The sequence below is a fragment of the Kitasatospora sp. NPDC040550 genome, from assembly GCF_055594965.1.
The window spans coordinates 23,432-44,855 of record NZ_JBVIWC010000024.1 but is presented as its reverse complement, the minus strand read 5'-3'; the positions used below and the strand labels follow the sequence as shown (position 1 = coordinate 44,855).

20 protein-coding genes are annotated in these 21,424 nt (G+C 73.7%); 7 read left to right on the top strand and 13 right to left on the bottom strand.

Features of this window, described 5'->3' with window-relative positions:
* Positions 1-3 precede the first annotated feature (3 nt).
* The 3 genes from dapF to miaA all read right to left on the bottom strand — a co-directional run bounded on the left by dapF (position 4) and on the right by miaA (position 2,643).
* Positions 4-918 (bottom strand): diaminopimelate epimerase, encoded by a 915-nt coding sequence (gene dapF / locus ACZ58X_RS30005; protein ID WP_470336719.1) that lies wholly within the window; start codon positions 916-918, stop codon positions 4-6.
* A gap of 47 nt (positions 919-965) precedes the next feature.
* Positions 966-1,478, bottom strand: a complete 513-nt coding sequence (locus ACZ58X_RS30000; RefSeq protein ID WP_360237487.1) for a hypothetical protein — start codon at positions 1,476-1,478, stop codon at positions 966-968.
* A 229-nt stretch (positions 1,479-1,707) separates the two neighbouring features.
* Positions 1,708-2,643 carry a tRNA (adenosine(37)-N6)-dimethylallyltransferase MiaA gene (miaA, locus tag ACZ58X_RS29995; RefSeq protein WP_470336718.1) on the bottom strand — a complete coding sequence of 312 codons (936 nt, stop codon included), beginning with the start codon at positions 2,641-2,643 and terminating at the stop codon, positions 1,708-1,710.
* 177 nt (positions 2,644-2,820) lie between these two features.
* On the opposite strand from miaA, the gene ACZ58X_RS29990 reads away from it, so the two are divergent.
* Complete coding sequence (locus tag ACZ58X_RS29990; protein WP_470336717.1) at positions 2,821-3,066, top strand: antitoxin; 246 nt, start codon at positions 2,821-2,823, stop codon at positions 3,064-3,066.
* Positions 3,067-3,078: 12 nt separating this feature from the next.
* On the opposite strand, the gene ACZ58X_RS29985 is transcribed toward ACZ58X_RS29990, so the two are convergent.
* Positions 3,079-3,777 (bottom strand): class III extradiol dioxygenase subunit B-like domain-containing protein, encoded by a 699-nt coding sequence (locus ACZ58X_RS29985; RefSeq protein WP_470336716.1) that lies wholly within the window; start codon positions 3,775-3,777, stop codon positions 3,079-3,081.
* A gap of 84 nt (positions 3,778-3,861) precedes the next feature.
* Complete coding sequence (gene miaB, locus ACZ58X_RS29980; RefSeq protein ID WP_470336715.1) at positions 3,862-5,364, bottom strand: tRNA (N6-isopentenyl adenosine(37)-C2)-methylthiotransferase MiaB; 1,503 nt, start codon at positions 5,362-5,364, stop codon at positions 3,862-3,864.
* Positions 5,365-5,483: 119 nt separating this feature from the next.
* Here miaB and ACZ58X_RS29975 point away from each other — a divergent pair, with 119 nt between their 5' ends.
* Positions 5,484-6,503 (top strand): TAXI family TRAP transporter solute-binding subunit, encoded by a 1,020-nt coding sequence (locus tag ACZ58X_RS29975; RefSeq protein ID WP_470336714.1) that lies wholly within the window; start codon positions 5,484-5,486, stop codon positions 6,501-6,503.
* An 84-nt stretch (positions 6,504-6,587) separates the two neighbouring features.
* On the opposite strand, the gene ACZ58X_RS29970 is transcribed toward ACZ58X_RS29975, so the two are convergent.
* Together ACZ58X_RS29970 and ACZ58X_RS29965 are read right to left on the bottom strand one after the other, a co-directional pair.
* Complete coding sequence (locus tag ACZ58X_RS29970; RefSeq protein WP_470336713.1) at positions 6,588-8,018, bottom strand: sensor histidine kinase; 1,431 nt, start codon at positions 8,016-8,018, stop codon at positions 6,588-6,590.
* A gap of 6 nt (positions 8,019-8,024) precedes the next feature.
* The gene (locus tag ACZ58X_RS29965) at positions 8,025-8,783 is read right to left on the bottom strand and encodes a response regulator transcription factor (RefSeq protein ID WP_470336712.1); all 759 of its coding nucleotides are present in this window, start codon (positions 8,781-8,783) and stop codon (positions 8,025-8,027) included.
* Positions 8,784-9,175: 392 nt separating this feature from the next.
* On the opposite strand from ACZ58X_RS29965, the gene ACZ58X_RS29960 reads away from it, so the two are divergent.
* From ACZ58X_RS29960 to ACZ58X_RS29940, 5 genes are all read left to right on the top strand, one after another.
* Positions 9,176-9,949, top strand: coding sequence for an amino acid ABC transporter ATP-binding protein (locus ACZ58X_RS29960; protein WP_360237471.1), 774 nt, complete (start codon positions 9,176-9,178; stop codon positions 9,947-9,949).
* 161 nt (positions 9,950-10,110) lie between these two features.
* Complete coding sequence (locus ACZ58X_RS29955; protein WP_470336711.1) at positions 10,111-11,019, top strand: glutamate ABC transporter substrate-binding protein; 909 nt, start codon at positions 10,111-10,113, stop codon at positions 11,017-11,019.
* A 71-nt stretch (positions 11,020-11,090) separates the two neighbouring features.
* The gene (locus tag ACZ58X_RS29950; RefSeq protein ID WP_470336710.1) at positions 11,091-11,741 is read left to right on the top strand and encodes an amino acid ABC transporter permease; all 651 of its coding nucleotides are present in this window, start codon (positions 11,091-11,093) and stop codon (positions 11,739-11,741) included.
* Positions 11,738-12,586, top strand: a complete 849-nt coding sequence (locus ACZ58X_RS29945; protein ID WP_470336709.1) for an amino acid ABC transporter permease — start codon at positions 11,738-11,740, stop codon at positions 12,584-12,586. Before ACZ58X_RS29950 ends, ACZ58X_RS29945 begins: the two co-directional genes overlap by 4 nt.
* A gap of 122 nt (positions 12,587-12,708) precedes the next feature.
* A complete protein-coding gene (locus tag ACZ58X_RS29940; protein ID WP_470336708.1) occupies positions 12,709-14,454 on the top strand; it encodes an FAD-dependent monooxygenase in 1,746 nt (581 codons plus the stop codon).
* Here ACZ58X_RS29940 and rny read toward each other — a convergent pair.
* The 6 genes from rny to ACZ58X_RS29910 all read right to left on the bottom strand — a co-directional run bounded on the left by rny (position 14,451) and on the right by ACZ58X_RS29910 (position 21,326).
* Positions 14,451-15,887 (bottom strand): ribonuclease Y, encoded by a 1,437-nt coding sequence (rny, locus tag ACZ58X_RS29935; protein WP_470336707.1) that lies wholly within the window; start codon positions 15,885-15,887, stop codon positions 14,451-14,453. The two genes, ACZ58X_RS29940 and rny, sit on opposite strands and share 4 nt — an antisense overlap.
* A gap of 77 nt (positions 15,888-15,964) precedes the next feature.
* On the bottom strand, positions 15,965-16,960 hold the full coding sequence (locus ACZ58X_RS29930; RefSeq protein ID WP_470336706.1) for a regulatory protein RecX: 996 nt from the start codon (positions 16,958-16,960) through the stop codon (positions 15,965-15,967).
* 7 nt (positions 16,961-16,967) lie between these two features.
* Positions 16,968-18,083, bottom strand: a complete 1,116-nt coding sequence (recA, locus tag ACZ58X_RS29925; protein ID WP_470336705.1) for a recombinase RecA — start codon at positions 18,081-18,083, stop codon at positions 16,968-16,970.
* Between the two features lie 211 nt (positions 18,084-18,294).
* The gene (locus ACZ58X_RS29920) at positions 18,295-19,503 is read right to left on the bottom strand and encodes an AI-2E family transporter (RefSeq protein ID WP_470336704.1); all 1,209 of its coding nucleotides are present in this window, start codon (positions 19,501-19,503) and stop codon (positions 18,295-18,297) included.
* A gap of 24 nt (positions 19,504-19,527) precedes the next feature.
* Positions 19,528-19,722, bottom strand: a complete 195-nt coding sequence (locus ACZ58X_RS29915) for a DUF3046 domain-containing protein (protein ID WP_350507756.1) — start codon at positions 19,720-19,722, stop codon at positions 19,528-19,530.
* 92 nt (positions 19,723-19,814) lie between these two features.
* Positions 19,815-21,326, bottom strand: coding sequence for a S8 family serine peptidase (locus ACZ58X_RS29910; RefSeq protein WP_470336703.1), 1,512 nt, complete (start codon positions 21,324-21,326; stop codon positions 19,815-19,817).
* Positions 21,327-21,424 lie beyond the last annotated feature (98 nt).

The following is a 21,424-nucleotide window of genomic DNA, read 5'->3' as shown; positions in this document are numbered from 1 at the left end:
CCGTCACCGCTGGCCGATCGACTCCCACCAGCGCGGGTCGAGCCGCCCCTCCGCCACGATCACCGCCGGACCGGTCATCTCCACCCGGCCGTCCGGGTGCTCGGTGATGACCAGCCGGCCGCCCAGCACGTCCACCGTGTAGGCGACCGCCTCGCCGGTGACCGCCGGGTCCGCGCCGTCCCGGCGGATGGCCGCCACCGCGACGGCGCAGGCGCCGGTGCCGCAGGAGCGGGTCTCGCCCGAGCCGCGCTCGTGCACCCGCATCGCCACGTGCCGCGGGCCGCGGTCCACCACGAACTCGACGTTGACGCCCTCCGGGTAGGCGCCCGCGGGGCTGGTGAGCGGGGCGGTGAAGAGGTTCCCGGCGTGGTCCAGGCTCTCCACGAAGGCCACCGCGTGCGGGTTGCCCATGTTGACGTTCAGCGCGGGCCAGCGGCGCTCGCCGACCGCGACCTCGATGCCGTCCGGCCCAGGCAGCTTCGCCCGGCCCATGTCGATGGTGACCTCGCCGGGCGTGCCGTCCTCGGCGTCCTCGGCGACCGTCGCGGTGAGCACCCCGGAGCGGGTGGCGATCGCCAGCTCGCCGGGCTTCGCCAGGCCCGCCTCGACCAGGAAGCGGGCGAACACCCGCAGGCCGTTGCCGCACATCTCGGCGATGCTGCCGTCGGAGTTGCGGTAGTCCATGAACCACTCGGCCCGGTCGGCCTGGTCCGCGGCGGCCGGGTCGGCGGCCGCGCGCACCACGCGCAGCAGCCCGTCGCCGCCGATGCCCGCCCGGCGGTCGCACAGCGCGGCGACGGCCTCCGGGCCGATCTCCAGCACGCCGTCCGGGTCCGGCACGATCACGAAGTCGTTCTGGGTGCCGTGGCCCTTGAAGAAGGGGAGACCGGCCCGCCGCTGAGGAGAGGATGCGCTCACCCCACCGATGGTACTGAGGGCGACGGCGGGGCAGCCCGGGGCCCGGCTCAGCGCAGGTAGGCGACCCGCCACACCGCGAGCGCGCAGGCGGCCAGCGCGATCAGGGTGTAGACCACGATGGCCTTCCAGCCGGCCCGCTGCCCGGAGCCCCGGCGCGGCAGCCCCGGCCACTTGTAGCCGGCGTGCCGGGCGGCCATCGCGCCCCAGCCGACCGAGGCGGCGGTGAACAGCAGCCCGAGCATCCCGACCATGGTGGCCCGCGCCCCGGCCGAGCCGAAGGCCAGCGGGAAGGCGAACATCAGCGAGCCGAGGGTGCCGAGCAGGGCGATCGGCAGGGTCTGCCACCAGCGGAGCCGGCGCCGCGGCCGGATCTCCCGCTCGTGCACGGCGGCGTCCGGCGGGGTGCGGGTGTCCAGTGCGGGCACCGCGGCCGCGTACGAGGTCGGCGCCTCCAGTCCGGTCAGCACGGGGAGGTCGCCCCTGGTCGACTCGTCGAACTCCTCGGCCGGTGCGGTGACACTCCCGCTCTGGCCGGATTCGGGGCCGGTACCCGTCGACACACGGCCTCCCCTGACAGTTCGACACGAGCGGACTCGCGGCCGGGCACGGTCGGCCCGTGCGGGCCGACCCTTACGGCATCGATGATGGCATGTCCAGGGGGGACGTTCGGGGCCTGACCGGGGTCCTCGGGTGATCCGTGGCCATCACGTGATCGGGCCGTGACCCCCGGTTCGTCCTGCACGGTCGCCTGCGCGCGCAGCTGCACCGCCGAATTGGCCGGAACAGGCCCTATGCGGCCGGAACTCCCTGACGGTCAATCAGTTCCAGGGACCGTTCCAGCAGCTCGACCGGGTCGGTCCCGGTCGGCCGGGCGAGCCAGTGGATGCGGTCGTCCCGACGGAACCAGGACTCCTGCCGACGGGCGAAGCGCTTGGTGGCCCGGACCGTCTCGGCCCGCGCCTCGTCCTCGGTGCACTCCCCGGCGAAGTGGTCGAGCACCTGCTGGTAGCCGAGCGCCCGGGAGGCCGTCCGGCCCTCCCGCAGCCCGACCCGTTCCAGCGCGCGCACCTCGTCCAGCAGCCCGGCCTCCCACATCCGGTCGACCCGCAGGGTGATCCGCTCGTCCAGCTCGGGGCGCGCCACCGCGACGCCGATCTGCACCGCCTCGTAGACCGCGGTGTTGCTCGGCAGGTTGGCGGTGAACGGCTGCCCGGTGATCTCGATGACCTCCAGGGCACGGACGATCCGGCGCCCGTTGCCGACCAGGATCGCCTCGGCGGCCGCCGGGTCCAGCCCGGCCAGCCTCCGGTGCAGCGCGTACGGGCCGTCCTGCTCCAGTTCGGCCTCCAGCCGGGCGCGGACCTGCGGGTCGGTGCCGGGGAACTCCATCTCGTCGATCGCGGCCCGGACGTACAGCCCGGAGCCGCCGACCAGGACGGGGGTGCGCCCGGCGGCGAGCAGCCGGTCGATCTCGGCCCGGGCCAGCCGCTGGTACTCGGCGACGCTGGCGGCCTCGGTGACGTCCCAGACGTCCATCAGGTGGTGCGGCACTCCCCCGCGCTCGGCCGCGGTCAGCTTCGCCGTGCCGATGTCCATGCCCCGGTACAGCTGCATCGAGTCGGTGTTGATCACCTCGCCGCCGAGGCTGCGGGCGATGGCGACGGCCAGGTCGGACTTTCCGGCGGCGGTCGCGCCGACGATGCTGATCACACGGGAGCTGCTCACCGCTCCAGTCTCCCAAACCGCGGCGGCACCCGGGGCCGGGCTGCCGCCCGCCGCCGACTGCGCGAGGATGTGACTGTTTCCCGGACTGCCTCCGGCCCGCCCCGGCCCGGCCCGGTTTTGCGAACTCTTGACCGGCCCCGTGCGTTGTGCAGGAGACAGGGAACGAAGGAGATCACCATGGGCCTGATGGACAACCTCAAGGGCAAGGCCGAGGAGCTCAAGGAGAAGGCCAGCGAGCTCGCGGGCAAGCACAGCGACCAGATCGATCAGATGGTCGACAAGGCCGGCGGTGCGATCGACAAGGCGACCAAGGGCAAGTACAGCGACAAGATCGAGCACGGCGCCGACAAGGCCAAGGGCGCGGTGGGCGACTTCGCCCACAAGCCGAAGCCGGGCGACGAGGGACAGCCCCCGCAGTCCTGACCGTGAGCCTGGCTATGCCCAGGACGCCACGAAGTACCCGACCCCGTACGGCGCGTCCCGGTAGCCCAGCCGCGCGGTGAGGCCGGCGCCCTCGGCGGCGCCGGCCAGCACCTGCCAGGGCGCCCGGCCCTCGGCCTTGAGCTCGGCGGCCAGCGCCGGGTCCAGGGCCGCCAGGGCGGGCAGGTCGGCCGAGCCGAGGGCGGCGGCCAGTACGGCGTCGAAGCCCTCGGCCCGCTCGTCCAGGTAGCCGGGAGCCTTGAGCGAGCGGCAGGCGCTGCCGTCGCCCAGCACCAGCAGGGCGACCTTGTCGGCCAGCCCGGCCAGGCCCTGGCCGAGGCCGAGCATCCGGTCGACGGGGGCGTCCGCGGGCACCGCGCAGGCGTGCGTCGGCACGGTCACCCCGGCGCGCTCCAGCAGCCAGGCCCCGACGGTCAGCGAGGGCGCCAGCTCCGGCCCCTCGACCCGCCCGCCGGGCAGCTTGGCGACCAGCGGCACCCCGTAACGGTGGAAGGACCCGGCCCCGCCCTCGGTCCACACCTCGGCCTCCGGCCCGGTGCCCACCACCACGACCAGCTCCGGCCCGGCCGCGACCAGGGCCGCCAGCGCCTCGTCGCAGGCCGCGCGCAGCCCGTCCAGCTCGGGTGCGGCCCCGGCGGCGACCTCGGGGACGAGCAGCGGCGGACAGGGGCACACGGCGGCGGCTACCAGCATGTGGATCACCTTAGCCGGAAAGCCGGACGGCCCGGCCGGAGCCGGGGGGCTCGGGCCGGGCCGTCCGGTCTCACGGCACGCGGGTCAGTCGCCGCAGCAGGCGCCGCCCGCCGGGGCGGCCAGTGGCAGCTCGGCCGGGGCCCCGATCTTCGGCAGGCCGAGCATGACGCCCGCCGGCTTGTCGGCCGGCTTGGCCTGGCGCTTCTCCCAGGCGTCGCCGGCCCGGGTGCGGCGCACCGCGAGGGTCGGGCCCTCGGCCAGCAGGTGGTGCGGGGCTGCGTAGGTGATCTCGACGGTCACCACGTCGCCGGGGCGCACCGGCTCGTCCGGCTTGGTGAAGTGGACCAGCCGGTTGTCGGGGGCGCGGCCGGACAGGCGCTGGGTCCGGTCGTCCTTCTTGCCCTCGCCCTCGGCGACCAGGATCTCCAGGGTGCGGCCGACCTGCTTCTTGTTCTCGTCCCAGGAGATCTCCTCCTGGAGGGCGATCAGCCGGTCGTAGCGGGCCTGGACGACCTCCTTGGGCACCTGGTCCGCCATCTCCGCGGCGGGGGTGCCGGGGCGCTTGGAGTACTGGAAGGTGAAGGCGTTGGTGAAGCGGGCCTCGCGGACGACGTGCATCGTCTCCTCGAAGTCCTCCTCGGTCTCGCCGGGGAAGCCGACGATGATGTCGGTGGAGATCGCCGCGTCCGGCATCGCCTCGCGGACCTTGCGGATGATCCCGAGGAAACGGTCCTGCCGGTACGAGCGGCGCATGGCCTTGAGGACCCGGTCCGAGCCGGACTGCAGCGGCATGTGCAGCTGGTGCATCACGCTCGGGGTCTCGGCCATCGCGGCGATCACGTCGTCGGTGAAGTCGCGCGGGTGCGGCGAGGTGAAGCGGATCCGCTCCAGGCCCTCGATCTGCCCGGCGGCGCGCAGCAGCTTGGAGAAGGCCTCGCGGTCGCCCAGGTCGGAGCCGTAGGCGTTGACGTTCTGGCCGAGCAGGGTCACCTCGATGACGCCCTCGTCGACCAGCGCCTCGATCTCGGCGAGGACGTCGCCGGGGCGGCGGTCCTCCTCCTTGCCGCGCAGCGCCGGGACGATGCAGAAGGTGCAGGTGTTGTTGCAGCCGACCGAGATCGCGACCCAGGCCGCGTACGCCGACTCGCGGCGGGTGGGCAGCGTGGAGGGGAAGGTCTCCAGCGACTCCAGGATCTCGACCTGGGCCTTGCGCTCGACCGCGGCCCGCTCCAGCAGCGCCGGCAGGTGCCCGATGTTGTGGGTGCCGAACACCACGTCCACCCAGGGGGCGCGCTTGACGATGGACTCGCGGTCCTTCTGGGCCAGGCAGCCGCCGACGGCGATCTGCATGCCCTGGTGGCGGCCCTTGACCGGCGCGAGCTGCCCGAGGTTGCCGTACAGCTTGTTGTCGGCGTTCTCGCGCACCGCGCAGGTGTTGAACACGACCAGGTCCGGGTCGCCCTCGGGACCGGCCTTGACGTACCCCGCGTCCTCCAGCAGGCCGGACAGCCGCTCGGAGTCGTGGACGTTCATCTGGCAGCCGTGCGTGACGACCTTGTAGCTCTTCAATCCGCTCTCACCGCTCACCAGACCAGGGTACGGGCAGCCACGGGCCGCCTTTCCCCGGATCTTCGCGGAACGGCTCCCCGAGCTTTCCACCGGTCGTTCCCCTCCCGTTCGGCCCGGGCGCCTGGCACTATCCCTGCATGACCCCCACCGATCCGTCACGCCTCGGCGCCGCCGTCCGCCGCGCGGCCCGCAGCCCGCTGTGGCGGACCGTGCTGGTCCTGGTGCTGCTGGTGGCCGGGTTCGGCGGCTGGTGGCTGTCCGCGGGCCGCTCGCCCGGCTACCCGCGCGGGGAGACCCGCTTCGCGACCGGCGTCCCGCGCGGGGTCTACGACCGGTACGGGCAGCTGCTGCAGAGCCACGTCTCACAGACCATGCCGGGGGTGCGGCTGGCCCTGGACAGTTCCGAGGGCTCGGTGGACAACCTCCGCCGGGTGATCGACGGCCAGGACACCTTCGCCATCGCCACCGCCGACGCGGTCGCCTCCTACGAGGGCCAGGGCAAGGACAGGCTCCGGGCGATCGCCCGGCTGTACGACGACTACCTGCAGCTGATCGTCCCGGCCGACTCCCCGGTGCACCGCACCGCCGACCTCAAGGGCCTGCGGGTGGGCGTCGGCCTTCCGCAGTCCGGGGTGAACCTGGTCACCCGGCGGCTGCTGACCGCGGCCGGCCTGAACCCGGACCGCGACATCACCCCCGTCCCCGGGGGCGTCAGCGACGGCTCGGACGAGCTGCGCGACCACAAGATCGACGCCTTCTTCTGGTCCGGCGGCCTGCCGACCAGCGCGCTCACCGACCTCTCCGACCACATGCGGATCCGGGTGGTCCCGCTGGGCGACCTCTCCGAGGCGCTGCACAAGGCCGAGGGCGACGGCGTGGACGCCTACCGGGCGGCCACCATGCCCAAGGGCACCTACCCGAACGCCGAGCCCAAGGACGCCGTCGCCACCATGGCCGTGCCCAACCTGCTGGTCACCCGGGACGACGTGGACCCGGGCCTGGTCGAGGGGATGACCCGCGCGGTGATCGACAGCCGGGACCAGATCGGCGCCCAGGTGCACGCCGCCCAGCTGGTCGACCTGCGCACCGCCGTCTACACCGACCCGCTCCCGCTGCACACGGGCGCCGCGCGCTACTACCGCTCGGTGAAGCCGTAGCGGCCGTAGCGGCCGTAGCCGACGTGGAAGCCGCAGCAGTCGGGGCCGCCGTGGAAGCCGCAGCGGCCGTGGAAGCCCGGGCCCCTACGGCCGTTCCGGCCGCGGCACCGCCAGCGTCACCGCGAGCCCGGTCGGCCTGACCGGGGCGAAGCCGAGCGAGCCGCCGCCCGCCGCCAGCAGGGTGCGGGCGATGGACAGGCCCAGCCCGGAGCCGTCCACGTTCTGGTGCCGCGCGCTGCGCCAGAACCGGTCCCCGGCCCGGGCGAGCTCGTCCTCGGTCAGCCCGGGCCCGGTGTCGCTGACGGTCACCGCGACCTCGTCCCGGCGCACCACGACCCGCAGCCGCACCTGGCTGCCGGCCGGGCCGAACTTGAGCGCGTTGTCCAGGACGGCGTCCAGCGCGGAGCCGAAGCCGATCGGGTCGGCCATCCCGATCGCCAGCGCCGGGCCGTCCCAGCGCAGCTCGATCCCGCGCTGCTCGGCGACCGGCCGCCAGCCGTCCACCCGGGCGAGGGTCAGCTGGGCGAGGTCGGTCTGCTCGGGTTCGGGGCGGGCGTGCTCGGCGGTGGCCAGCCCGAGCAGGTCGTCCAGCACCCGGGCCAGCCGGGAGCCCTCCTCCCGGACGCCGCTGAGCTCCTCCTCGTGCCCCTCGGGCAGCTCCAGACCGAGCACCTCGACCCGCAGCAGCAGGGCCGACAGCGGGTTGCGCAGCTGGTGCGAGGCGTCCGCGACGAAGGCCTTCTGCTGGTCCATGGCGTGCACCACGTGGTCCGCCATCTCGTTGAACGAGCGTGCCAGCCGCTGGAGTTCGGGCGGCCCGCCGCCGGGCGCGACCCGGGCGGCCATCTGGCCGGTGGCGATGTCGTGGGTGGCCCGGTCGAGGGTGCGGACGGGGCGCAGCACCCACTCGGTGAGCCGGACGGCCAGCAGCACGGCGACGGCCATCGCGGCCGCCTCGCCGCCGGCCAGCACCAGCCACTTGTGCAGCACCCGGGCCCGCAGCGCCCCGGTCGGCGACTCGCTCAGCACCACCGCGACCACGTCGCCGTCGCGCACCACGGGGGCGGCCACCGTGATCGTCCGGTCCTCGGTCCACGGCCAGACCTGCGGCGGGTTGTGGCTGCGCCGCCCGTCCAGCGCCTCCTGGAAGGCCTGGGCACCCCAGCCGACGGCGGGCACCCCCCAGTCGCCGGGCGCGACCGCTATCGACGTGCCGTCGCGCTGGAAGATGCCGAGCCGGACGCCGTACAGGTCGTAGTAGCGCTGGACCTCGGTGGCGATCGCGTGCCGCCGGCTGAGGTCGCCGGGGGCGGGCTCCGGGTCGCCCTTGCGGGCGGAGTCCAGGGTGGCGCCGGAGGTGGGCAGGTCCTGGGCGAAGCGGGCGGCGTCGTCGAGCCGGTCGACCACCACCCTGCTCTGCTCGGCCGCCGCGAACGCCGCCGCGAGCGGCAGCCCCAGGGCGGCCAGGACGCAGAGCATGAGGGCGATCAGGATGCCGAGCAGGCGGGTGCGCACGTGCGGTCAGTGCTCCGCGGGGGCGGACGGGGTCTGGTCGGTCCCGGGGGCGGCCGGGGAGTCGGGGATCAGCCGGTAGCCGACGCCGCGCACGGCCTCGACCAGGCCGGGCAGCGCCAGCTTGTTGCGCAGCGAGCCGATGTGCACCTCCAGGGTGCGGCCGTTGCCCTCCCAGCCGCTGCGCCAGACCTCGCTGAAGATCTGCTCGCGCCGGTAGACCACGCCGGGGCTCTGGGCGAGCAGCGCCAGCAGGTCGAACTCCTTGCGGGTGAGCGGCACGTCGCGGCCGTCCACGCTGACCCGGCGGCGCTCCCGGTCGATCCGGATGCCGCGGGACTCCAGCGGGCCGCGCTGCTGCGGCACGGCGTCGGGCGCGGGCACCGCCACCGAGGACGGCTGGGCGCCGCGGCGGGCGACGGCGTGGATGCGGGCGAGCAGTTCGCCCATGTCGTACGGCTTGGTGACGTAGTCGTCGGCGCCCAGGTTGAGACCGTGGATCCGGGAGCGGATGTCGGCGCGGGCGGTCACCATGATCACCGGGACTCCGCTGCCGGCCCGGATCCGGCTGCACACCTCGAAGCCGTCGCGGTCGGGCAGCCCGAGGTCGAGCAGCACGACGCGGTACGGGTCGTTGCCGTCCGGTACCAGGGCGTCCAGCGCCTCGTGCCCGCTGCGGGCGTGCCGCACCTGGAAGCCGTGCCGGCCGAGCACCGCGACCAGTGCCGCGGCCACGCGTTCGTCGTCCTCGACGAGCAGCAGTCGCATCCTGTTCTCCTCCTTCCCCCATGTGATCACCGGACCGATCGGTCCGGGACCGGTCCTGCGCAGTATGGGCCAGCACGCGGCCCGGCGCCAGGTTCGACCGCGGACCGGGCTCGCGGGGGACGGCGAGCACCGGCACGGATCCCCGCTGTGACATGCCCCGTCGACACACTCGCGAACAGTGCGTACGGATCGCGTGGCCGTTTCGTGATCCTCAAGTTCCGCTCAGATCGGCTGACGGGGGACCGTCACCGCTCCTATGGTCGCCCCACCGGGGGCTGCGGCTCCGCCGGTCGCGGCTCCCGGATTTCTTATCACCATTGCCGCCCAAGGGAGTTGGAACTTCCGGGGCAGGCAGGGTTCACCCCAGTTCGACACAGTAGGGAGCAGGCGCGATGTCCGAGAGCCCGGTCGAGGACTCCACCCCCGCAGCCGCCCCGCTGGTCGTGCTGAACAAGGTCAACAAGCACTACGGCGCGCTGCACGTGCTCCAGGACATCGATCTGGAGATCCGCCAGGGCGAGGTCGTGGTGCTGATCGGCCCGTCCGGGTCGGGCAAGTCCACGCTCTGCCGGACGATCAACCGGCTGGAGACCATCGACTCCGGGGAGATCACCCTGTCCGGCCGCCCGCTGCCCGCCGAGGGCCGGGAGCTGGCGCGACTGCGCGCCGAGGTCGGCATGGTCTTCCAGAGCTTCAACCTGTTCGCCCACAAGACCGTGCTGGAGAACGTCGTCCTGGCGCAGGTCAAGGTGCGCAAGGTGCTCCGCGGGCACGCCGAGAAGACCGCCCGCGAGCTGCTCGACCGGGTCGGCGTCGGCGCCCAGGCGGACAAGTTCCCGGCCCAGCTCTCCGGCGGCCAGCAGCAGCGCGTGGCGATCGCCCGGGCGCTGGCGATGAAGCCGAAGGTGATGCTCTTCGACGAGCCGACCTCGGCGCTCGACCCGGAGATGGTCAACGAGGTGCTGGAGGTCATGCGCCAGCTGGCCGCCGACGGCATGACCATGGTCGTGGTCACCCACGAGATGGGCTTCGCCCGCTCCGCCGCCAACCGGGTGCTGTTCATGGCCGACGGGAAGATCGTCGAGCAGAACACCCCGGACGCCTTCTTCACCGCGCCGCGCTCCGACCGCGCCAAGGACTTCCTCTCCAAGATCCTCCACCACTGACGCCCGACCCCCGGCCGGAACCGGCCGGGGCCGTCCAGGACCGTCTCCGAGACCACCGGGGCCGCCGCCGGCAAGGACGCCGGCCGACCCCGCACGTGTACCAACTTCCAGACGCCAGAGCCCGGTCGACGCCGTGGCCCAGCCCCAGGAGATCAACCCTCATGAGGACTTCCCGCACCCTCGCCGTGGCGCTCTGTGCCGTCGCGCTCACCGCCACCGCCGCCTGCGGCAAGGACGGCACCCCCGCCTCCTCCTCCAACGCGGCGAGCGCCAGCAACGCCCCGGCGCTGCCGACCTACACGGTCAAGACCGACGTCAAGGTCGACTCCCCGGTCCTGGCCGAGGCCAAGAAGCGCGGCCAGCTGATCATCGGCGCCAAGGCCGACCAGCCGAACCTCGGCTGGGAGGACGTCGCCAGCGGCGACCGCAGCGGCTTCGACATCGAGATCGCCAAGATGGTCGCCGCCGACCTCGGCTTCACCCCGCAGCAGATCAAGTGGCAGACCCTGGTCTCCTCGCAGCGCGAGCCGGCCATCGCCAAGGGCCAGATCGACTTCTACGTCGGCACCTACAGCATCAACGACGAGCGCAAGAAGACGGTCTCCTTCGCCGGCCCGTACTACATCGCCGGCCAGGACTTCCTGGTGAAGAAGGACAACACCTCGATCACCGGCCCGGAGAGCATCAGCGGCAAGAACGTCTGCACCGCCACCGGCTCGACCTCGATCAAGAACATCCAGCAGTACAACCCGAAGATCACCCAGTTCGACACCTACTCGGCCTGCGTCGAGAAGCTGCTCTCCGGCGAGGTCGACGCGGTCACCACCGACGACGCGATCCTCAACGGCTACGCCTCCAAGTACGCCCCCAAGCTCAAGGTCGTCGGCAAGCCCTTCACCAAGGAGAACTACGGCGTCGGCCTGAACAAGGACGACAAGGCACTGCGGGACGCGATCAGCGACGCCCTCAAGGCCCACGAGGACAACGGCGACTGGAAGAAGGCCTACGACGCCACCCTCGGTGCGTCCGGCTCGGCCGCGCCCGCCGTCCCCACCCTCGACCGCTACTGATCCTCCCCCGGTCCCCCGGGGGACCGGCCCCGACCAACCGATCCGACCATCTGTGAGAGGAGGGCCGCCGGATGGGGTTCCTGTTCGAGCAGGACAACTTCGCGTTGTTCCGCGACGGCTTCCTGCAGACGATCGAGCTGAGCGCGCTCAGCGCCCTGCTCGCCCTGCTGCTGGGCACCCTGCTGGCGGCCTTCCGGGTCTCCCCGGTGCCGGTCCTGCGCGCCTTCGGCACGACCTGGGTGACGCTGTTCCGCAACACCCCGCTGACCCTGCTGTTCTTCGCCGTCACCTTCGGCCTGCCGCCGCTGGGCGTGCATTTCAGCCACCTCACCTTCGCGGTGCTGGCGCTCGGCGGGTACACCGCCTCGTTCGTCTGCGAGGTGATCCGCTCCGGCATCAACACCGTGCCGCTCGGCCAGGCGGAGGCCGCCCGCAGCCTCGGCATGAACTTCTTCCAGACCCTCACCCTGGTCGTCCTGCCGCAGGCCACCCGGACCGTGCTGGCCCCGATGAGCAGCGTGTTCATCGCGCTGCCGAGGAACTCGGCGATCGCCGGCGCGTTCAGCGTCGGCGAGCTGTACAGCGCCCAGCAGACCTTCTCCGAGCGCGGCTACTCGATCTTCGCGATCTTCTTCTGGGTGGCCTGCGCCTACCTGCTGATCAGCGCGACGGTCGCCTCGTTCTTCCGCTTCCTGGAATCCCGACTGGCGGTGGCCCGATGAGTTTCTTCCAGCGCCAGGCGTCGGCGAGTGTCCTCTACGACACCCCCGGCCCCCGGGCCCGGGCCCGCTACCGCCTGTTCGGCGTCCTCGGGGCGATCGGCATCGCCGGCCTGCTCTGGTACGTGGTCTCCGCGCTCGCCGACAACGGCCAGTTCGACGCCGACCTGTGGGACCCGTTCCAGTACACCTTCGTCCAGCAGATGATCGTGGACGGCCTGCTGTCCACCCTCAAGGCCTTCGGCCTGGCGGCCGCCCTCTCGCTCAGCCTGGGCGCGCTGCTGGCCGCCGGACAGCTGTCCGACCACAAGCCGGTCCGCTGGACCTGCACCTCGATCGTCCAGTTCTTCCGGGCGATGCCGCTGCTGATCCTGATCGTCGCGCTCTACTACGCGTTCTTCGCCAAGGACCCGATGTGGGCCCTGGTCCTCGGCCTCACCCTGTACAACGGCGCGGTCCAGGCGGAGATCATCCGCAGCGGCGTCAACGCCGTACCGCGCGGCCAGGGCGAGGCGGCGTACGCCCTCGGGATGCGCAAGACCCAGGTGATGTCCGGCATCCTGGTGCCGCAGGCCGTCCGCTCGATGCTGCCGTCGATGATCGGCCAGCTGGTCGTCACCCTCAAGGACACCTCGCTGGGCTACATCATCACGTACAACGAGCTGCTGTTCATGGGCAAGAAGATCGCCAGCCAGCCGATGAACGCCGCGGGCTTCCCCTACATCCCCGTGGTCCTGGTGATCGCCCCGATCTACATCGTCCTGTGCCTCCTGTTGACCGCGCTCGCGCGGTGGATCGAAGCACGTGGCCGTCGCGGCGCGAACCGGCGCACTTCATCTGCTGCTTGACGGACACCCAGGCGAACTGTTGCATTGCTCTTCGTGACACCTCCCGGGAGCATCCACGCGGCATATGCGGCAGCGGTAACTGACGCCGGCCCATGGGCCGGTTCGTCCCCGGAGGTCCCCGCATGGATCCGGTGATCGTGGTCGGGGCCGGACCGGTCGGTCTGGCCCTGGCCCTCGCGCTGGCCCGGCACGAGGTGCCGACCGTCGTCCTGGACGAGGGTTCCGGGCTCTGCCCGGAGGGCCCCCGCAGCGTCGTCCTCGGCGCCGACTCCACCGCCTTCCTCACCCGGATCGGCTACTCCCGGGCCGCCTCCGACTCGGCCCTGTGGGACTCCTTCGAGGTCTGGCGCCGCCGTCAGGAGGTGCTGCGGATCGACCTCACCGACTCGCCCACCTTCCACCTCCCCCAGCACCGCCTCCAGCGCGGCCTGCGGGACGCCCTGACCGGCACCCCACTGGTCCGGCTGGTCCCGCTGAACCGGGTGGTCGAACTCGAACAGGACCGCGACGGGGTCAGCGTCCGCACCCACGGCACCCAGGACGGCTCCAGCACCTGGTGGCGCGGCAGCCACCTGGTCGGCTGCGACGGCGCCCGGTCCGCCGTCCGCAAGCTGTTGAAGATCCGGTTCCCCGGCCGCCCCGCGGTCGACCGCAACGCCATCGCCACCGTCCGGGTCGACCTGCCCTTCGACGGCGCCCGGCTGCACCGCGAACCCCCGTGGCGCGGCGACCGCGAGGCCACCGCCCGCCCGCTGCCCGACGGCGTCTGGCGGATCGACTGGCGCCTGCCCCCCGGCCGCCCCGCCCCCACCGAACAGGTCGACCCGCACGCCACCTGGCCCGGCATCGTCACCGGCGACACCCTGCTCACCCGGGTCACCGCCACCCTCACCGGCTGGTGCGGCGAACTCCCCCGCTACGAGCTGCTCGCCGCCGCCGACCACACCGCCCAGCAGCGCCTCGCCGCCCGCTTCCGCAACGGCCGCTGCTTCCTCGCCGGCGACGCCGCCCACCTGCACGGCGCCCTCGGCATGCAGAACCTCGCCGACGGGCTGCGCGACGCCGACAACCTCGCCTGGCGGCTCGCCCTCGCCTGGCACCTCCACTCCGGCGGCCCCCAGCCCGGCGGCTCGCTGCTGGACGGCTACGAGGCCGAACGGCGCGGCGCGGTCGGCGCCCGGCTGCGCGCCGTCGACCAGGCGATGCCGCTGCTGCGCCCGCTGCGCGGCTGGCAGCAGACCCGCCGCTCGCTGCTGGTCGGCGGCTTCCGCAAGCACGCCCCGATGCTCGCCGACGGCCAGCTGGGCAGCGGCCGCTTCGGCGGCGCGCCCGCCTACCCGGCGGCGCCCTCCGGCATCCCCGGGAGGGTCCCGGTCCAGCGCGGTGCCCGCGGCACCACCTCGCTCAGCGAACTGCTGCCCGCCACCGCCCCCGGCGTACTCGTCCCGGACCTCCCGGTGCTGGCCGCCGACGGCACCCCGGACCATCTGCACGCCCGGCTGGGCGTCACCTTCCTGCTGCTGCTGGTCGCCCCCGGCACCGCCGTCTGGTCGGCCGAGCACTGGCTGGGCGCCGGCCTGATGCCCCGGCTCGCCGAGGTCGCCGCCGCGCTGCCGGTGCCCGCCGAGGTGCTGGTCACCGAGGAGTACCCGGGCGCCGGGCCGCACACCGTCCTGCTGATCCGGCCGGACGGGCACCTGGTCGGCGTCACCCAGGGCGCCGCCTCCGAGGACCTCCTGGCCCTCGCCGACCGCGCCCGCGGCGGCCCGGCCCCGATCGCCGGTCCGCCCGAGCCGGAGCCCGAGTCCGAGAGCGCGCCGGAGACCGCGCCGGAGCCCGAACCCCAACAGGTCGACTCGGCGAGCTAACCCGCCACCGCCGTGGCCCGGCTCTCCCGCACCACCGTCACCCGGATCTGGCCCGGGTAGGTCAGCTCCGCCGAGACCTGCCGGGCCACCTCCCGGGCGATCAGCTCCGCCCCGAGGTCGTCCACCGTGTCCGGCCGGACCATCACCCGCACCTCGCGCCCGGCCTGCATCGCGTACACCTCGGCCACCCCGGCGTGCGAACGCGCGATCTCCTCCAGCCGGGCCAGCCGCCGCACGTACAGCTCCAGCGACTCCTTGCGCGCCCCCGGCCGCCCGCCCGAGCAGGCGTCCGCGGCCTGGGTCAGCACGGCGGTCACCGTACGGGGCTCCACCTCGCCGTGGTGGGCCGCGATCGCGTGCACCACCTCGGGGGACTCCCCGTGCCGCCGGGCGAAGTCCGCGCCGACCGCCGCGTGGCTGCCCTCGACCTCGTGGGTGAGCGCCTTGCCGATGTCGTGCAGCAGCGCCGCCCGGCGCACCGGCTCCGGGTCCACCCCCAGCTCGGCGGCCATCATCCCGGCCAGGTGCGCGGACTCCAGCAGGTGGCCGAGCACGTTCTGCCCGTAGGAGGCGCGGTAGCGCAGGGAGCCCAGGGTGCGGACGAGTTCGGGGTGCAGTCCGCCGATCCGGGCGTCCAGCAGGGCGTCCTCGCCGGCCCGGACGCAGCGCTGCTCGACCTCCGCCCGGCTGCGCTCGTGGACGTGCTCGATCCGGCTCGGCTGGATCCGGCCGTCCTCGACCAGCTGCTCCAGGGTGAGCCGGGCGGCCTCCCGGCGGACCGGGTCGAAGCAGGAGAGCTGCACCGAGGCCGGGGTGTCGTCGATGATCAGGTTGACGCCGGTGACCGCCTCGAAGGCGCGGATGTTGCGGCCCTCGCGGCCGATGATCCGGCCCTTCATCTCCTCGCCCGGCAGCCGGAAGACGGTGACGGCGGTCTCCGCGGTCTGCTCCGAGGCCAGCCGCTGGATCGCCCCGGCCAGGATGGACCGGGCCCGGTGCTCGCCCTCCTCCTTGGCCCCGCGCTCGATCTCCCGGACCGTGACGGCCGCCTCCCGCCGGGCCGACTCCTCGGCCTCGCGCAGCAGTTGGGCGTGCGCCTGCTCGGCGGAGAGCCCGGCGGCGTGCTCCAGGGCCGCCGCCCGGCGGGCCGCGAGCGCCTCGACCTCGCCCCGGGAGCGCTCCAACGCGGCCGAGCGCGCGGCCAGTTCGTCCTCGCGCTGGCGCAGCCGGCGGAGCTCCTGGGCCAAGTCCTCCTCGCGCCGGGCGAGTTCGGCCCGCCGATGTTCGGCCTCGGCCAGCGCCCGCCGCCGGGCGGCCTGTGAGCGCCTGAACACCAGAACGACCAGCACCGCGATCACCAGCAGGACGGCGACGGCCGACCCGACGATCGGCACCAGGGAGCCACCGGTAGCGGTGCCCGCCGAGATCCTCATGCGTGCGAGGCTAGGTGCGGGTCACGAAAGGGTCAAGACTCGGCCTGGTCCGGACCAAGAAAGCTACCGAACTGCCACTACTTCCACTCGGGCCCCGACGGCTCCGCGTCCGCCTCCTCCTCCAGCGCGGCACGCACCACCCGGAAGGCCAGGCCCTCGGAGTAGCCGCGCCGGGCCAGCACGCCGACCAGCCGCCGGGTGCGGACCTGAGGGTCCAAGCCGCGGGTGGACCGCAGCTTGCGCTCGACCAGCGCCCGGGCCGCGTCCGTCTCGTCGTCGTGGTCGACCTGGACGAGGGCCTGCTCGACCAGGTCGGCGGCGACGCCCTTGGTGCGCAGCTCCTGGGCCAGCGCCCGCCGGGACAAGCCCCGGACGGCGTGCCGGGACTCCACCCAGGCCGCGGCGAAGGCCGCGTCGTCGATCAGCCCGACCTCTTCCAGCCGGGTGAGCACCTGCTCGGCGACGTCCTCCGGGATCTCCCGCTTGCGCAGCGCGTCGGCGAGTTGCTTGCGGCTCTTGGCGGCGCCGGTGAGCAGCCGCAGGCAGATGTCCCGGGCCCGGGTCTCCGGATCGGTCTGCTCCTCGGCCCGCTTGCGGGAGCCGCGGGCGGTGCCCTTCTCCTCCGCCGGCAGGCCCTCGTCGGAGCGCTCGCCGCGCCGGGCCCGGCGCGGGCGGGCGGGCGGGGCGGCCGCACCCCCGTGACCGGCCGCCCCGGCCTCGCGCCACCCGCCGGCACCCGGCTCCTCGGCCGCCAACGCCGAGCGGCGCCGACGCCGGCCGGTGGGCAGCTCGGAGGCGGCGACCAGACCGAGCGCCTCGACCGAGGGCTCCGCCGGCTCCGGGCCGGACGCCGCGCCGCGCACCGCCCGGACCGGAGCCCGGTCGAACTCCGGCTCGCGGCCGGATGCCCACTGTTCGGTGGCCGCGCGCGCCCGCGACCGGGTCACCGACGGTCGCTGCTCCGGCTCCGGCTCCGGCGCCGGTTCCTCGGCGACCGCGGCGAACCAGTCCGGCGGGCCGAAGTCGTCGTCCTCGGGATCCGCCGGGCCGCCGCCCACCATGTCGTACTGCATCAACGGCTCAGGCCTTGGCAGCCGCCGTCTTCTTCGCCGCGGCCGTCTTGGCGGCGGTCGCGGTGATCGGCTTGGCCGCGCCGTCGGCGGCGACGGTCTCCGGCTCGCCCTCGGCCGGCTCCTCGGTCTTCGGGCCGATGCCGAGCTTGCCCTTGATCTTCCGCTCGATCTCGTCGGCGAGCTGCGGGTTGTCCCGCAGGAAGTTGCGGGCGTTCTCCTTGCCCTGGCCGAGCTGGTCGCCCTCGTAGGTGTACCAGGCGCCGGACTTGCGGATGAAGCCGTGCTCGACGCCCATGTCGATCAGGCCGCCCTCGCGGCTGATGCCGATGCCGTAGAGGATGTCGAACTCGGCCTGCTTGAACGGCGCGGCGACCTTGTTCTTGACGACCTTGACGCGGGTCCGGTTGCCGACCGCCTCGGTGCCGTCCTTGAGGGTCTCGATGCGGCGGATGTCCAGCCGGACCGAGGCGTAGAACTTCAGCGCCCGGCCACCGGTCGTGGTCTCCGGCGAGCCGAACATGACGCCGATCTTCTCGCGCAGCTGGTTGATGAAGATCGCGGTGGTGTTCGACTGGTTCAGCGCACCGGCGATCTTGCGCAGCGCCTGGCTCATCAGACGGGCCTGCAGACCGACGTGCGAGTCGCCCATCTCGCCCTCGATCTCGGCGCGCGGGACGAGGGCCGCGACCGAGTCGATGATCACCAGGTCGATCGCGCCGGAGCGGATCAGCATGTCGGTGATCTCCAGGGCCTGCTCACCGGTGTCCGGCTGGCTGACCAGCAGGGCGTCGGTGTCCACGCCGAGCTTCTTGGCGTACTCCGGGTCGAGCGCGTGCTCCGCGTCGACGAAGGCGACCGTGCCGCCGGCCCGCTGGGCGTTGGCGGCCAGGTGCAGCGTCAGGGTCGTCTTACCGGAGGACTCGGGGCCGTAGATCTCGACCACCCGGCCGCGCGGGATGCCGCCGACACCGAGGGCGACGTCCAGGGCCGTCGACCCGGTGGAGATCACCTCGACCGGCTCGTTCGCCTTCTCGCCGAGGCGCATCACCGAGCCCTTGCCGAACTGTCGCTCGATCTGGGCGAGCGCGGCCTCGAGGGCCTTCTCCTTGTCCGTACCTGCCATGGCTTTTTCCCTCGGGTTCTGTGCTGTGCGCTTCATCGTCCTCGACGCTAGCGCGTCCCACTGACAAACGAGCCCCACCCGGCTCGCCCTGTGGAAAACTCCACGCCGGAGAGTACAAAAGAACATCTGTTCGATTCAAGCCCCCACGGCCACCCGAACACGCCGCGGGGCGAGCAGCCGGATCCCTCCCGACCACCCGCCCCGCCGACCGTCATCCCCCGTCGCCGCCGACCATCCGCCGCAGCCGCCGCGCCGCCTCCCGGCGCAGCTCCCGCCGGGCCCGCCGCTGCTCCCCCCGGTCGATCCGCGGGTCGGTGGCCACCTCGTACCGCCGCACGTACGTCCCGACGAAGCCCTGCAGGGTCGCCGCCGCCGGGATCGCGATCAGCGCGCCCACCGCCCCCAGCAGCGCCGCCCCGGCGATCACCGCCCCGAAGGCCACCGCCGGGTGCACGTCCACCGTCCGGGCGGTGATCCTCGGGTGCAGCACGTAGTTCTCGACCTGCTGGTAGACCACCGTGAAGATCAGCACCCACAGCGCGTCCACCGGCTCCACGGTGAGCGCCACCAGCACCGGCAGCGCACCCGCCAGGTACGTCCCGATGGTCGGCACGAACTGCGACATGACGCCCACCCAGATCGCCAGCGCCGCCGAGTACGGCAGGTCGATCAGCGCGAACATCACCCAGTGCCCGGCCGCCGACACCACCGCCAGCACCGCCCGCGAGTACAGGTACCCGCCGGTCTTGGCCAACGCGATCTCCCAGGCCCGCAGCACCTCGGCCTGCTTGGCGGGCGGCAGCAGCGAACAGACCGTCCGGCGGACCCGCGGCCCCTCGGCGGTGAAGTAGAACGTGAACAGCCCCACCGTGAAGGCCTGGAACAGCCCCCCGAGCAGGGTGGAGGACACCCCCCAGACGTTGTCGGCGGCCTGCTGGACGTAGTTCTCCAGCGTCCCCGAGTCCTTCAACAGCCGCTTCTGCAGCTCCCCCAGCGACAGCTCCTGGTGGAACGTCCGGTTGACCCAGCCGATCAGGTTGTCCACCAGGTGCGGCAGGTCCCCCGCGATCTTCGCCACCTGGTCCACCAGCAAGGTGCCCAGCGCCGCCAGGAAGCCCACCACCGCGACCCCGACCGCGACGAACACCAGGAAGGTGCCCACCCCCCGGCGCACCCCCCGTGCCGCCATCCGGTCCACCGCCGGCTCCAGCGCCAACGACAGGAAGAACGCCACCAGCAGCATCACGAACAGGTCGATCAACTGCCGGAACGCCCAGTCCGCGAGCTGGAACAACCCCACCAGCACCAGGAACAGCACCATCGCCCGCGGCAACCAGGGCGGCATCCCGCCCCACGACCGCTCCCCCTCGACACCCCGCACCGGTTCGCCCCGGCCCTTCTGCTCTCCGCTCGTAGTCACCCGGACAGTCTGTCCCACCGCCCGTCAGCGCAACTGCGCCGAAACCCCCTGGGTCTCACACACCACCCGCCACACGTCCTTGGCCTCCCACCCCGCCTCCAACGCCTGGCGCACCGTCCGCCCGCCCAACTCGCTCATCACATGATCGGACGCGAACGACTCCGCGTACCCCTCCCCGAAGTGCGCGTACATCCGTCGCCAGAACTCGGTCAGCCTCATCCCCCCAGTATCCCGAACCCCCCGCAGCCCCACCCACCCCCACGCACCAGCCCCACGCACCACCGCCACGCACCGGCCCCGCGCGGCGGCCTTCACCGCGGTACGACCACCACCCCCACCCCGAAGTACTGCCGGTCCCCGCACCCCCGACCCCCCACCGGACACCCCCCGGCCGACCCCGCCGCCCCGGCCGCCGCCCCCGCCACCACGCCCGCCAGCTCCCCCGCCCCGAACCCCGGGTGCAGCGCCGCCGCCACCGCCACCGCCCCCGTCACGTGCGCCGCCGCCATCGAGGTCCCCGCCAGCGCCGCGTACTGCCCACCCGGCCAGTCCGAGACGATCGCCCCCTGCGGCCCCCCGTCCGGGTCGCCCCCGGGGGCCGCCAGCGAAACCCTGCCCCGCCCGTAGTTGGTGTAGGAGGAGGGCCGCCCGTCCCGGTTGACGGCCGCGACGGTCAGGACCCCGGGCAGCTCGCCGGGAAGGCGGACGCACTCGGTGCCCAGGTGGCGGATGAGGGCCGGCCCGGAGACCCGGTCGTTGGGGCTGCGCTCGTCGGTCCGGGCGGCGCCGAGGTCCTGTCCGTCGTTGCCCGCCGAGGCCACCACCACCGCCCCCTTGCGCTGGGCGTACGCGACGGCCCGTCCGACGGCCGCGATCAGGGCCGCCTGGTCCCGGTCCTCGGGGCAGTTGTACTTCCACGGGTCGGCGAAGTAGCTGTCGTTGACGGCCTTGGCCCCGTGGTCGGCCGCCCAGAGCATCCCGCAGACGATGTTCTCCGCGTAGTACTGCCCGAGCGGCCCGAGCAGCCGGACGGCGGCGATCCGCACCCCGGGGGCGACCCCGGTGACGCCCTGCCCGTCGTGGGCCGCGCCGATGATCCCGGCGACGTGGGTGCCGTGCCCGCTCTCCGCGACCCCGGGGTCGGGGCGCCAGGCGCCGGTGCGGGAGTCGGGGCGTCCGTCGGCGCAGGAGGCCGAGGCCTTGGGGTCGACGGCGGCCCGCAGGTCCGGGTGGGTGTCGTCGACGCCCGAGTCCAGCACGGCGACCAGCACCTTGCGCATCGCCTCGGCCCCCGGCGCGCCTGCTGCGGCGGCGTCCCCGGTCCGCCCCGGTTCCGCGTGCACCATGCTCAGGTTCCACGCCGCGCCCTCCGCCGGGTCCGGAACCGTCGCCGTCCCACCGTCCCGCCCCTCCGACCCCCGGACACCCCACCCCCCGCCTCCGGCCGTGCCGCGCCCAGCAGCCCCAACAGCACCGACAGCACCGACGCCCCTGGCCACGGCATCCCCCGCCGCGAAGTCCCCCGCCCCGTCCACCGCCCGCGGCGGCCCCACCACCGGCGCCGTCCGGGTGGCCCCGACCGCCGCGATCCCGGGCCGGGCCCGCACCCGGTCCGCGAAGCCGCCGGTCGCGTACGCCAGCACCGCCCCGATCTGCGGGTACTCCTGCACCACCTGCCCGCCCGCCGCCCGGCTCTCCGCCCCGGCCAGGGCGGCACCGGCCGCGTCGTCCTGCCGGGCCAGCACCAGATAGCTGAGGTACGCGCGTCCGGGCCCGGAGCCGTACGGCACGGCACCGCCGAGCACCAGCGCCGTGAGCAGCATCGCGAGCAGCACCCTGGTGGGCCCGCAGACCCTGCGCCGACGGCCCCCCGGGCGCCGACCCCCGTGAACGGCCCCGGACCGGTGCGCCTGTGCCATCC